Raw genomic sequence first — 12,436 nt, 5'->3', positions numbered from 1 at the left:
CGGTGATATGACAGCACAACCGACCATCGGTTTCATCGGATACGGCAACATGGCCCAGGCGATCGCGCGCGGATTGACCACGTCCGGAGCCGTGGAGGCGGACCACATCGTGGCATGCGCGGCACACTACGACAAGCTCGAGCGCACCACGGCCGAGCTCGGGGTCAAGCCGCTGCATACCCCCGCCGAAGTCGTCTCCGCGGCGGATATCGTCGTGATCGCCATCAAGCCCTACCAGATCGAGGCCGTGCTCACATCGATCAAGGCCGAGCTGGCGGATCCGTCGATCAGCGTCATCTCGATCGCCGGAGGATGGACCCTCGCGCAATACCGGACGCTGTTCGGTGAGCACGCCCATGTCCAGTGCGCGGTGCCCAACACGCCGATCGCCGTGGGGCAGGGCATCCTGGTGACCGAGCGGGATCACACGCTCGATGACGGGCAGACCCGGCAGTTCGAAGCGATCTTCTCGTCGATCGCGAACATCGAACGGGTGGAGAGCGAGCATATGGGCATCGCCGTGGATCTTGCAGGCTGCGCGCCCGCCTTCACCGCCATGTACATCGAATCGCTGGCCGACGCCGGCGTGGAATACGGTCTGCAGCGGGCGACCGCCTACCGACTGGCGGCCAGGATGGTCGAGGGCGTGGGTGCGCTGCACCTGGCGACCGGCACCCATCCGGGTGCCATGAAGGACGCCGTCTGCTCTCCGGGGGGCACCACGATCAAGGGTGTGGCCAGCCTGGAACGCACCGGATTCCGCGGTGCCGTGATCGCCGCAATCGAGGCCATCGAGGGCTAGCCCGAGTGCTGGTTCCGGAGGAGATGAGGTGAGGGAGCGCGGCTTGGTGCCCCACGCGGGATCCATGGCCTTCCGTATGCATAGGTGGTTGGCGGTTGTTGACGATCGAGGTTGGTGGTCGCGCGCTGTCGCGGCGCGCGCCGGCGTTGCCGGACGTCGGTTCCTCGCCTCGTCGAGGTAGGCTGTGAACCATGTCTCTCACTATTGGAATCGTCGGATTGCCCAATGTCGGCAAGTCGACCATGTTTAACGCCCTGACCCGCAACCACGTCCTCGCCGAGAACTACCCGTTCGCGACGATCGAGCCGAACACCGGCATCGTGCCGCTGCTCGACAAGCGCCTGCCCGTCCTCGCCGATCTCGTGCACACGCAGAAGATCGTGCCCGCCACCGTCACGTTCGTCGACATCGCCGGCATCGTCAAGGGCGCCTCCGAGGGGGAGGGGCTGGGTAACAAGTTCCTGGCCAACATCCGTGAGGCCGACGCCATCTGCGAGGTGGTGCGCGCCTTCGACGACGATGACATCGTCCACGTCAACGGCAAGGTCGATCCCTCCAGCGACATCGAGACGATCAACACCGAACTGATCCTCGCCGACCTGCAGACCATCGAGAACACCCTGCCCAAGCTCGAGAAGGAGCTGCGTGGCGGCAAGGTCTCCAAGGAGTTCGTGGCCGCGGTCAACGCCGCGAAGGCCATCCTCGAATCCGGCGAGACCATCGACCATGCCGCCGCGGCCGGCAAGATCGTCAAGGACGACATCCTCGATCTGCATCTCATGACCGCCAAGCCCTTCATCTACGTCTTCAACGTCGACGACGACGAGTTGCAGAACGATGAGCTCAAGGCCAAGCTCAGCGCCTCGGTGAGTCCCGCCCGCTCCATCTTCCTCAATGCGCAGTTCGAAGCCGATCTGACCGAGCTCGACGAGGCGGATGCCCGCGAGATGCTCGCCGACGCCGGTCTCGAGGAATCCGGGCTCGATCAGCTGGCCCGCGTCGGGTTCGACATCCTTGGCCTGCAGACCTTCCTGACCGCGGGCGAGAAGGAGGTCCGCGCCTGGCAGATCCACCAGGGATGGACCGCGCCGCAGGCCGCCGGGGTCATCCACACCGATTTCGAAAAGGGCTTCATCAAGGCCGAAATCGTCTCCTATGACGACTTCGTCGCGGCGAAGGGCTCCATGGTCACCATCAAGGAGGAGGGCAAACTCCGAATCGAAGGCCGCGACTACGTCATGCAGGACGGTGACATCGTGGAGTTCCGCTTCAACGTGTGAGCGCGGACGCCTTCGTCTCGGCCGCCGACGTGGAGGCGAGCGCGCGGCAGTCGGCGCACAGGCCGTGGAGTACCAGGTCTCCGGAATCCACTGCGAAGCCCTGGTGCGCGGCCGCCGTCGCGTCGGCATCGCTGACCGGCGGAATATCCAGATCGAAAATCCGTCCGCACCGACGGCACACCATGTGGGCGTGCGGGTTGTGTTGTCCCGTGTCGTAGATGACCGGGCCGTCGGCGAGGGCGATCTTGCGCACGATGCCCAGATCGGCGAACAGATCCAGCGTGGCGTACACGGTGGGTAATGAGATGCCGGGCATGGCCTTCTCCAGCTGGCGTTGGACGTCGACGGCGCTCAGGTGTTGCGGCGATGAGGCGACGATGCGGTAGATGAGCTGGCGCTGCGGCGTATTGCGCAGACCACGGTCGTGCAACAACTCGTCAAGGCCCCTCGTGGTGCGTCCGTCATTCGTCTCGGTACTCATATGCCTCACCATAGCAACGTATGCCGCCTGCTTCCAGCGGTTCCTCCCTCTACGTAATACTATCTTGTTCTTGCATATCGTTTGTGATAACGACGAGCATCTGGACCGGGAGATCGGGCGCAACCTTGGCTTAACCTTGGTTCCGGCCCATGGCAAGGTCAGTCGATGCCAGGCCCACGGCACCGTCGGCGGCTCCGGCAAGCCGATGTCAACCGCAGCGCAACAATGGGGTTATGTCTATCTCTATCAAACGTGTGTATGCGGCCGCCGCACCTCAGGACGGCTTTCGGGTGCTCGTCGACAGGCTCTGGCCGCGCGGCATCTCCAAGGTCAAGGCCTCGTTGGGCGTCTGGCTCAAGGAGATCGGTCCCTCGACCGAGTTGCGACAGTGGTTCGGCCATGATCCCTCGCGTTTCGAGGAGTTCGCCGAACGCTATCGGGCCGAACTCGATGGGAATCCGGCCGTCGACGAGCTGCGCGGCATCATCGCCGAGCACGAGACCGTGACGTTGCTCTACGGCGCCAAGGACGCCGAACACAACCAGGCCGTGGTGCTGCGCGACTACCTGGCGGACCATACCGCTTAACCCTCTGACCGCGCGGCGTGACGATGCGCCGTCCGTCGTTTCACTGTGGGTAAACACCGGGAAGGCGCCGCCCCCTCTGCGGTTGGATGAAGTGAAAGGTCACGATGGAGTTCCTAGGAACTCCCGGACGGCAAAGAACACGTGGCGTCCGCACGATGCGGTTGCCACGTTGGCCAAGTCGCCCGCTCCGTGTGTTTGAAGGAGTATTGATTATGGCTATGTTTCCGGCGGTTTTGAATGATACGACGTTCGCGGATCTGTTCGATGACCCGTTCTTCTCCACCTGGGGCGACCCCTCCACGCGCGTGGGTGCGTTGACGGCACCGTTGAACATGAAGACGGATGTGCGTGAGAACGACGGATCCTACGATGTCGACATCGACATGCCCGGGTTCAAGAAGGACGATATCGCCATCGAACTGCATGACGGTTACCTGACCGTGTCGGCGCATAAGGATGAATCCCATGCTGATAACGACAAGGGCGACAACGCTAAGGAAGGTAAGAGCGACGGTGGCCGGTGGCTGCGTCGTGAACGCTACGTCGGCTCCTGCTCGCGTAACTTCTACGTCGGCGACCAAGTGAAGGAATCCGATATCAAGGCGAGCTATCGCGACGGTACGTTGTGCCTGCAGATAGCCAAGGTGCAGCCTGAACCTCAGGTGGAGACGAAGCACCAGATCGCCATCGAGGGCTGATTGCTCGGCGTTGATTGGTGATGGTTGGGGCCATGCACAAGGATGTGCGCGGCCCCTACCATATAAGGTCCGATGACTGGACGGTATCCATGCCGCCAGCGTCATCGGACCTTTTGCTTGCTTGCCGTCTTGTTCCGTTATTTCGTGAGCCGGTAATACTCGGGCACGCCCATGTAGTTGAAGCTGACGTGCCGCATCTGCTTGCCCGCCCCCGCCGTCACGTTGGCGTACCAGAGGGGGATCACGGGCAGGTCGTGGAGCAGGAGCTCCTGGCTCGCATGGTAATGGACCAGTGAGGATTCCAACTTCGTCTCGCGTGCGGCCTGATCCATGAACCGGTCGAATGCGGCGCTGCGGTAATCGCCGTTGTTCAATCCTTTGCCGTCGGCCGAAGCCGACGAATACGCCTGTACGAGATAGCCTTCGGGGTGCGGGTAGTCGGATTGCATCCCTTGGGTGAAGGCGGCGTGGATCGTCCGGTCATGGACGGCTCCGGAGAACTCCTTCTGCGTGGGGAACGCGTAGGGGCTCGCGCTGATGCCCAGGGTGTTCGACACGGCATTGGTGATGGCTTCGACCCAGGGCTTGTTGCCGCTGTCGGCGCTGTAGGCGAGTCGGAACGTGCCGCCCCACGGCGACATCGCGTCGGCGCGTTTCCAGAGCTCCTTGGCTTTCGTGGCATTGCGCCGCAACACGTCGGACCCCTTGAGCGTGGTGTTGTGGCCGGTGATGGTGGGGGCGGTGAAATCCGTGGCGACTTCGGCGGTCCCGTGCAATACCTTCGTGACGATGGTCTTGCGGTCGATTGACAGTGAGATCGCGGTGCGGCGCAACTGTCCCTCCTCTTCGCTGAAGTGCGCAAGGTTCTGCGGGATGGTGAACGATTTGAATCCGGGTCCCGGTTTGTTGAAGGCCGTGATGCGGTCGTCGTACTGATAGGTGGTCAGGGCTGAATTCGGTATCGTGTCTAGCACATCGAGATTGCCCGATTCCAGGTCGGAGTAAGCGCTGTCGAGTTGGGTGTACAGCCGATAGGTCACGCCAGCGTTCACGGCTTTGCGCGGACCGGTGTAGTGCGGGTTCGGCACAAGTCTGATGGCCTGGTCGTGATCCCATGAGGCCAGACGGTACGGGCCGTTGCCGGCCGGATGCTTACCGAAGTCCTCGATATGGTCCAACGAAGCCGTGGGGATCGGCAGGAACGCGACGTCGCCGACCTTGTACGGGAACGAGGAATCGGGGGTGGCCATGGTCACTTGCAGGGTCCTCGCGTCGATGGCTTTCAATCCCGACAGTTGGGCGTGGAGGTCGCCATGCTCGTCCTGCAGACGGTCATAGCCCTCGATCGTGGAGAACCCGGCCGAACCGGTCTGCCCGTTCGCGGCGTTGGCGCCGAAGGACCAGGAGCGCGCATAAGTCTCCGCGGTGATGGGAGTACCGTCCGAAAAGACCAGTCCGGGCCGCAGCGTGATGGTGAACTGCGTGGCGTCGGCGTTGGGGGTGATGGATTGGGCATCGGCGTAGATGAGCGCACCGGTGTTGCTGAAGGTCACCAGGCCCTCGAACAGCTGCGTGACGATCTTCCACCCCGCCAGATCGTTGGTGCTTGTGGGAATCAGCCCTTGGGCCGGTTCAACGTTGTTGACGGTGATGACGGAGTTGCCGCCGCTTTCCCCTGAGGGCTTCGACGAGGTCGAGGTTCCGCAGGCGCCCAACACCAGGCTAAGGCCTGCGGCGACCAGTGCGGCGAGACGTTTCCTGAGTGTGGCGTTGACCATGACGAACCTCCTGATGACGGGCTCCGGCGCCGGACGGTGATATGCGGCGGTCCGGCGCGTCGGGAATCGGATATGCAAGAGTTCACGATAACAACAACGGCAGGGCCATTTCAGGCATATGGGCAGGGTTCCGCGACGGGCGTGAAACCGATGGGCGGGGAACGGACGATACCAGGGCTGAACGGCAGGTGAACGGTATGGGGCGGGCCGGGGACGGTCGTCGGTTCTGATCCCCGCGGTGGCCACGTGGGTCTAGAGTCGGAATGGATAGGAAGATGCCGCGGTCATGGTTCGATACGACCGGCATCGGGTACGGACTGCGGCGGGGGCTCCGCTGCGTGGAGGAGTTGCGGCATATGGGCATGCCTTTGGATTTGTATACGATTCGACACGGTGAGTCGGAGGCCAACGTCATCATCAAGGCGGGGGAGACCGGCGACAATTCGCTGTTCACCCAGGACAACGTCACCGTTCCCGACCGCTCGTGGAGGCTGACCGCGACCGGTCGCAAGCAGGCCGACTGCATCGGACGCTGGCTGGTCGCGCAACAGCCGTTGTTCGACCGCTACCTCGTGTCGCCGTATGTGCGCACCCGCGAAACCGCGGCCACCATGGCCCTGCCCAAGGCGAAGTGGGAGGAGACGCGGGTGCTGCGCGAACGGTCGTGGGGTGAGATCAATACCATCACGCAGGACGAGTTCCGCAATAATTACCAGCGCAACTGGATCTTCAAACGAACCGATCCGTTGTATTGGCGTCCGCCGGCCGGCGAATCGATCGCGGATGTGGCGGAGGACCGCGTCCATAATCTGCTCACCTCGTTGAACCGTCGTTCGGAGGCGGAATCCGTGGTGGTCGTCAGTCACGGCGACTTCATGTTCGCCATGATGCTCACGCTGGAGGACCTGTCGGACGAGGAGTTCTTGCGCCGAGTCGATGCCGAGGAGTGGCGGATCAGCAACTGCACCTGCCTGCACTACTCACGGCGTGATCCGAACACCGGTCGCACCCACCGGCGGTTCCATTGGGAGCAGACCGCACGGCCCATTCTGGACAAGGCCACCGGCCGCTGGGACGTCATGGTCGAGCCATGGCGGGAATTCGAACGTCCGCTGCTGTCGAACGGCGATCTCGTCGATGTGGTGCACGCCGTCGATCCGCACCTGGGTATCATCCACTGACCTCGTGCCGACCTGAGCACCGGACCGCGCATCGACCGTTGTCGCCGTGATACCCGACGGTTCACCCGTGCCCCTTGCCGTCTTAGTATGGTTACCCATGTGGCCCGGCGATTCAGCCGGGTCGCGCCGTTGGTCTCCTTGTCTTTCCTGCGTTCCCCGCTCGATTCCGGACCCGAAATGTATTCGAAACGCGGCCGGTCCGCGCGACGCTACAATGGCACACGGCGTGCGCATAGGGTATGCGGCACGCAAGAGAGTCAAGGAGAGCATTCCATGAGCAACATGTTCACGTGGAGATTGCATGGCGACGGCAAGACGTTGCGACCGGGCGAGGTCATTGAACCCAATGAGCGCCTCACCTGGGGGCGAACGGTAGGCATTGGCGCCCAACACGTCATCGCCATGTTCGGCGCCACGTTCCTGGTCCCCATACTTACGGGCTTCGACCCGGCGACCACATTGTTCTTCACGGCAATGTCCACGGCGCTGTTCCTGCTCATCAATCGCAACAAGCTACCCAGTTATCTGGGTAGCTCGTTTGGTTTTATAGCCCCCATCGCCGCCGTCTCGGCCGCGCACAAGGGGCTGGCCGTGGCCAGCTTCGGCATCCTGATCACCGGCGTGGCCCTCGGCCTGATCGGCGTGCTCGTGCACTACGCGGGGTCGAAGTGGATCGAGATCATCATGCCGCCGGTCGTCAACGGCGCCATCGTCGCGATCATCGGCTTCAACCTGGCCCCCTCGGTGTGGACGAACTTCCAGAAGGCGCCGGACACGGCCGCCGTCACCCTCGTCGCTGTGCTGGTCATCGCCGTCCTCTTCCGCGGGCTGCTCGGACGTCTGAACATCCTGCTCGGCGTCCTGGTGGGCTACCTCTACGCCTGCGTGCGTGGCCAGGTCGACTTCAAGGCCGTGGAACAGGCCGCCTGGATCGGCCTGCCGCGCTTCCACACCCCGCAGATGGACTTCTCCGTCATCCTCATGTTCCTGCCGGTCGTGCTGGTGCTGGTCGCCGAGAACGTGGGCCACGTCAAGTCCGTCGCGCAGATGACCGGACACAACTACGATGACCAGATCGGCACCGCCCTCATGGCGGACGGCCTGGGCACCGCCATCGCCGGCTTCGGCGGCGGTTCGGGCACCACGACCTACGGCGAGAACATCGGCGTCATGGCCGCGACCAAGGTCTACTCCACGGCCGCGTACTGGTGCGCCGCCGGCTTCGCCCTGATCCTGAGCCTGTGCCCGAAGTTCGGCGCCATCATCAACACCATCCCGGGCGGTGTGCTCGGCGGTGTGACCACGCTGCTCTACGGCATGATCGGCATGATGGGTGTGCGTATCTGGGTCGAGAACCACGTCGACTTCGACCAGCCGCTCAACATCATGACCGCCGCGGTCACGATGATCATCGGCATCGCCGACTTCGCCTTCGCGATCTCGGGTGTGCAGTTCAATGGCATCGCCATCGGCACCATCGTGGTCATGGTCGTGTACCACGGCCTCAAGGTCATCGGCCAGGCCACCGGCGTCGTACCGCGTGACCTCGGCTCCGCCGGATCCGCCACGTCGCCGGCATCGGCTGAGACCCCTTCGGAGCGCTGACACCACGGCGAGCCTGACATCGGCCCGGCCGCATCCCATCCCGGTATCATCGGGGTGAGGGCGGCCGGGCCTTCGCATACCTGCGGGGCCGACCCCGGGATCCGGGTCATCGCGGTGGGTGCGAAGAACGGGTGCGGATGAATGGGAACGACATGAAGGAGCAACCATGGTTGATGAACGGGCGCAGGATGATGAGCGCGGGGAGCGGCCGATCGGGGCGGCGCGGTCACGGGAGCGGGATGGAGCCGCGGACGACTCGCATCTGGTGATTATCACGGGATGCGCCTCGGGACTCGGCTATGCCTTGGTACGGCGGTACCTTGACCTCGGTTGGACCGTCTGCGGCATCGACATCGACGCCGCACGCATGGACGAACGCGGCCGCGAATTCCGGACCAGGCCGTACCGGGGGTTCGTCGGCGATGTGGCCGATCCGTCATTCGTGAGTCGCACGGCCCGCGCGATCACCGCCATCGGTCGAATCGAGATGCTCATCAACAATGCGGGACGCCCGTCGTTCAAGGCGCCGGTGGCATACGAGGCCGGCGATCTCGACCGGTGCCTCACGGGCCTTAAAGGCATGATGATGTGGTGCATCGCGGTGTTGCGGGCGTGCGGGGAGCGTGACGTCACGCTGGTCAATGTCATGAGTACGGCGGCCACCCGGGGCAACCCGCACGAATCCGCGTACTGCGCCGCGAAATGGGGGGAGCGTGGCTACACGGAGAGCCTCAAGGCCGCCTACCACGGCACGAGCGTGACCGTGATCGGCGTGTATCCGGGCGGCATCGACACCGATTTCTACCGTGACAGCCACGACTACGTGCCGCCGGAGAAGCAGCATACGTTCATGAACCCGGAAGAGCTCGCGCACGTACTGGCTGACGCGCTGACGAATCCGTACAACCTGACGGTCTCGGACATCCGCATCGACCGCAGGCCGGTGTTTCCCGGCGAAAGAGCGCAGGGAGTAAAGGCATAAGGCGTAGGTCGGCTGGGTGTTCCGAGGGGCACAGCGTCCGGATATCCGGATGTCCGGGTGGCTCGGCATTCAGCGTCGGCGCAGCCGCAGGCTGTCGGCGACGCCGATGACGAGCCCGAGGGCCGCGGGGATGAGCCATGTCAGCTGTTGGTCGGCCAGCGGCAGTGCCGCGAACAACGACTGGGCCGGGGGAAGTGCCACTCCCAGCACGGCCAACAGTGCGACGACGCACTGCGCCGCGGCGAAGACGCCCACCAGGAGCACGGTCCAGCCGTAGGCGCGGGGCGCGTATCGGCCGATCACCCGATGGAACAATCCGAACACCACGAGGATGATGGTGATCGGGTAGAGGGCGGAAAGCACGGGAACCGACATGGTGATGATGGCGTTCAGTCCGGCGTTGGCAATGACCAGACCGCACAGTGCGAACAGGATGCTCCACGTCCGGTAGCTCATAGGCCGACCGAACACCCGGGGGAACTGCTCCTCGAAGTACGAGGCGCAGGTGGCGATCAGACCGGTGCACACGTTGAAGCAGGCGATCATGAAGATCAGCCCGACGAATGCGGTGCCGAACCAGCCGAACAGCCGTGACGTGAGGTTCGTGAGCACCTCGGCGCCGGTGTCGGTCAGGGGGTTGATGCGTGTGAGCGAACCGCTGACCATGCCCACGTAGGTCAGGGCGGCGTAGATCACGGCGAGCATGACCCCGGTGCCGATGCCGGCCCGGGTGACCTCGTGGCGGCGGTGGTGTTCGTCGCGCACTCCGAAGCCCGCGATGTTGGCGGCGATCACGATGCCGAAGTAGATGCCGGCCAGCAGATCCATGGTCTGGTAGCCCTCGATGAATCCGGTGATGAACCCTCCGTCGGCGTACGCGGCCATCGGGGAGGTGAAGGTCGGATGTGCGGTGAACAGGCAGACCGCCACGAGCGTTGCGATCATGACCAGCAGCAGGGGGGCCATGAACCTGCCGATGGTGTGAGCCAGGCGCTCCGGGTGCTGGCTGAGCAGATACGACAACGCGAAGAACACGAGGGAGTACGCCAACTGCGTGGCCCAATGCGGCGTGGATGGCGTGAGTGGGGCCACGGCCATCTCGAACGAGGTCGCCGCCGTTCTCGGAATCGCGAACAACGGGCCGATCGTCAGGATGATCGCCGTACCCAATACCACGGCGAACCCATGCGAGACGCGGCCGGCGAGCTGGTTGAATCCGCCTGCACGCGCGACCGCGACGACCGCGAGGATGGGCAGACCCACCGCCGAACAGATGAAACCGAATCCCGCCGTGATGCTGCCGCGTCCGGCCTCGGCACCCAGCAAGGGCGGAAAGATGAGGTTGCTGGCCCCGAAGAACATGGAGAAGAAGGTGATGGTGATCGCCAGGCGTTCGTTGGGCGTCAGGCGCAGGCGTGGACCGTGACCGGCGTGCGTGTCGTCGGTGCGATCGTTGTTCGGATCCTCGTTCACGATGCTGTCCTCCTAGGGCTTACGGCGCTCCATGCCCATGGGGTACCGAGTCACACATCATACCGGCATGCCGCCGCCGAGGTCCACACCCAGCGGTTCCACGACGCCGCTACGGGCGTGCGGCGGGGGCTCCGGCCAGATGCATCTGGTACTTGAGGGCGAGTACGCGAATGGCGGAACGGGTGACCTTCGCGGCGAAACCGGGGTCGGTGGCTGCCTTGGCGTTGAGTCCGTCCAGGACCGGGCGCACCACGGACGGGGCGCTGATACACGCGAGATCGCCACCGGCCTCGATCAGGGACACGCCCAGTTGATCCTGGGGAATGCCGCTCACGGCGGCGGCGGAGAGCGAATCGGATATCACCACGCCCTGGAAGCCTTGGTCGCCGCGCAGATGCCCATCGATCAGGGTGCTGGAGAACGCCGCCGGATGATGCGGGTCGACGGCCGTGTAGGTGGCCAACGACATCATCACCATGGCCGGATGCGCCTCGAGTGCGGTGGAGAACGCGCCCAGGGAGGGGCTCTGCAACGTGGTGGTGGCGTCGGTGATGCCGTCGGCCGTGAAGTCCGTGTTGCCCGTCACTCCGCCGAGTCCCGGGTAGTGCTTGATGGCACTGGAAACACCGGCGTCACGCATACCGTTCACGAAGGCCTGGGCATGTGCGCCGTTGCCTTGGGCATCGAGACCGAAGTCACGGTCGAGCGCGCCGATCGGCGCGTTGGAGGCGCGATTCACCGCGACGGTGTCGACGACCGGGGCGAGGTTGACGTTGATGCCCGCGGCCGCCAATTGCCCTCCCCAGGTCGCGGCCGCGGCGCGCAGGTCGTCGACACTGCGTGCACCCTGCTGAACGCCTGAGGGTATGGGGTCGAATCCCGGGCCCTGCAGATGCTGCACCATCCCGCCTTCCTGATCAGTGGCTGTGATGAGCTTCGGGCCGTCGCCGGCATATCCCTGCAATGCTTTGGTGGCGGTACCCACCGCGGCGGCGCCGCCGTTCCAATCGCCCGTCACCAGGACCGAACCGACGTGATCTTGCTCGATTTCGTCCTTAAGATTTGCCGGATCGTAACCGGTCGGCAACGGTGCCATCACCAGTTGCCCGACCAGTTCCTGCAGACTCATGCTCCGGGCCAAACGCGTGGCCTGCGCGGCCGGCGAGTCGTCGGTCCTGGGCGCGGGCGAACGCAGCAACGGCGAAGTCGCGAGGGTTGGGGACGTCGGGGTGGATGGTGATGCCGTCGGTTGCGCTCCGCCGCAACCCGTCAGCACAGGGATCATGAGCGCCAACGCGGCGACCAGCATCGTCGTGAGCGGCGCGCGGTGCGATGATCTCGACAGGGTACGGGATGAGGGGAAGTGGAGGGGTGAAGCGGAGCTGATCATGCCTCGATTGTTCCACGGCATGGCCACATTCCATCTCGGCTCCTCCCATACCAAGGCACCGTCGTACGTCGGTGCGGCAGGAGCGTGCGGCAGCGGCGCTCGACGCCCGCCGTGGGTCGGTCGAATTCCCGTCAGACTTATGGGGTCCTCCCACCGTTTTCACGTCATGTTCCCCGTAC

At 64.2% G+C, this 12,436-nt stretch carries 11 protein-coding genes; 7 read left to right on the top strand and 4 right to left on the bottom strand.

Annotated elements, in window-relative coordinates:
- The first annotated feature begins 7 nt into the window (after nt 1-7).
- Nucleotides 8-802: a pyrroline-5-carboxylate reductase gene (gene proC / locus BMON_RS04145; protein WP_033511086.1), complete on the top strand. Its 795-nt coding sequence runs from the start codon at nt 8-10 to the stop codon at nt 800-802.
- A gap of 191 nt (nt 803-993) precedes the next feature.
- Nucleotides 994-2,082 carry a redox-regulated ATPase YchF gene (ychF, locus tag BMON_RS04140; RefSeq protein ID WP_033511084.1) on the top strand — a complete coding sequence of 363 codons (1,089 nt, stop codon included), beginning with the start codon at nt 994-996 and terminating at the stop codon, nt 2,080-2,082.
- Here the strand turns inward: ychF and BMON_RS04135 are convergent.
- Nucleotides 2,072-2,563, bottom strand: a complete 492-nt coding sequence (locus BMON_RS04135; RefSeq protein WP_051917880.1) for a Fur family transcriptional regulator — start codon at nt 2,561-2,563, stop codon at nt 2,072-2,074. The genes ychF and BMON_RS04135 overlap by 11 nt on opposite strands.
- 233 nt (nt 2,564-2,796) lie before the next feature.
- Here BMON_RS04135 and BMON_RS04130 point away from each other — a divergent pair, with 233 nt between their 5' ends.
- The gene (locus BMON_RS04130) at nt 2,797-3,150 is read left to right on the top strand and encodes a DUF488 domain-containing protein (RefSeq protein WP_193345833.1); all 354 of its coding nucleotides are present in this window, start codon (nt 2,797-2,799) and stop codon (nt 3,148-3,150) included.
- 212 nt (nt 3,151-3,362) lie between these two features.
- Nucleotides 3,363-3,848: an Hsp20/alpha crystallin family protein gene (locus BMON_RS04125; protein ID WP_033511082.1), complete on the top strand. Its 486-nt coding sequence runs from the start codon at nt 3,363-3,365 to the stop codon at nt 3,846-3,848.
- Between the two features lie 137 nt (nt 3,849-3,985).
- Here the strand turns inward: BMON_RS04125 and BMON_RS04120 are convergent, their stop codons facing one another.
- Entirely contained in the window at nt 3,986-5,626 is a 1,641-nt protein-coding gene (locus BMON_RS04120; protein ID WP_033511316.1) for a peptide ABC transporter substrate-binding protein, read from the bottom strand.
- 356 nt (nt 5,627-5,982) lie between these two features.
- Between BMON_RS04120 and BMON_RS04115 the strand changes: the two genes are divergently transcribed.
- The 3 genes from BMON_RS04115 (at nt 5,983) to BMON_RS04105 (ending at nt 9,394) form a co-directional block, all read left to right on the top strand.
- Nucleotides 5,983-6,807 carry a histidine phosphatase family protein gene (locus BMON_RS04115; RefSeq protein WP_033511314.1) on the top strand — a complete coding sequence of 275 codons (825 nt, stop codon included), beginning with the start codon at nt 5,983-5,985 and terminating at the stop codon, nt 6,805-6,807.
- Nucleotides 6,808-7,080: 273 nt separating this feature from the next.
- Nucleotides 7,081-8,412: a uracil-xanthine permease family protein gene (locus BMON_RS04110; protein WP_051917879.1), complete on the top strand. Its 1,332-nt coding sequence runs from the start codon at nt 7,081-7,083 to the stop codon at nt 8,410-8,412.
- 166 nt (nt 8,413-8,578) lie between these two features.
- Nucleotides 8,579-9,394 carry an SDR family NAD(P)-dependent oxidoreductase gene (locus tag BMON_RS04105; RefSeq protein WP_081882877.1) on the top strand — a complete coding sequence of 272 codons (816 nt, stop codon included), beginning with the start codon at nt 8,579-8,581 and terminating at the stop codon, nt 9,392-9,394.
- A gap of 69 nt (nt 9,395-9,463) precedes the next feature.
- Here BMON_RS04105 and brnQ read toward each other — a convergent pair whose 3' ends face one another.
- Together brnQ and BMON_RS04095 are read right to left on the bottom strand one after the other, a co-directional pair.
- A complete protein-coding gene (brnQ, locus tag BMON_RS04100) occupies nt 9,464-10,807 on the bottom strand; it encodes a branched-chain amino acid transport system II carrier protein (protein ID WP_033511308.1) in 1,344 nt (447 codons plus the stop codon).
- 169 nt (nt 10,808-10,976) lie between these two features.
- Entirely contained in the window at nt 10,977-12,176 is a 1,200-nt protein-coding gene (locus BMON_RS04095; RefSeq protein ID WP_420307615.1) for a glycoside hydrolase family 3 N-terminal domain-containing protein, read from the bottom strand.
- Nucleotides 12,177-12,436: the final 260 nt, after the last annotated feature.

The sequence above is a fragment of the Bifidobacterium mongoliense DSM 21395 genome (genome assembly GCF_000741285.1).
Taxonomy (GTDB): domain Bacteria; phylum Actinomycetota; class Actinomycetes; order Actinomycetales; family Bifidobacteriaceae; genus Bifidobacterium; species Bifidobacterium mongoliense.
This window is presented reverse-complemented; position numbering and strand designations above follow the sequence as displayed.

Excerpts from the sequence above, each read along its gene's own strand:
- BMON_RS04115 (WP_033511314.1), top strand. The coding sequence starts at position 5,983 with ATGGGCATGCCTTTGGATTTGTATACGATTCGACACGGTGAGTCGGAG.
- BMON_RS04110 (WP_051917879.1), top strand. The coding sequence starts at position 7,081 with ATGAGCAACATGTTCACGTGGAGATTGCATGGCGACGGCAAGACGTTG.
- BMON_RS04120 (WP_033511316.1), bottom strand. The coding sequence starts at position 5,626 with ATGGTCAACGCCACACTCAGGAAACGTCTCGCCGCACTGGTCGCCGCA.
- BMON_RS04130 (WP_193345833.1), top strand. The coding sequence starts at position 2,797 with ATGTCTATCTCTATCAAACGTGTGTATGCGGCCGCCGCACCTCAGGAC.
- BMON_RS04135 (WP_051917880.1), bottom strand. The coding sequence starts at position 2,563 with ATGAGTACCGAGACGAATGACGGACGCACCACGAGGGGCCTTGACGAG.
- BMON_RS04105 (WP_081882877.1), top strand. The coding sequence starts at position 8,579 with ATGGTTGATGAACGGGCGCAGGATGATGAGCGCGGGGAGCGGCCGATC.
- ychF (WP_033511084.1), top strand. The coding sequence starts at position 994 with ATGTCTCTCACTATTGGAATCGTCGGATTGCCCAATGTCGGCAAGTCG.
- proC (WP_033511086.1), top strand. The coding sequence starts at position 8 with ATGACAGCACAACCGACCATCGGTTTCATCGGATACGGCAACATGGCC.
- BMON_RS04095 (WP_420307615.1), bottom strand. The coding sequence starts at position 12,176 with ATGCTGGTCGCCGCGTTGGCGCTCATGATCCCTGTGCTGACGGGTTGC.
- BMON_RS04125 (WP_033511082.1), top strand. The coding sequence starts at position 3,363 with ATGGCTATGTTTCCGGCGGTTTTGAATGATACGACGTTCGCGGATCTG.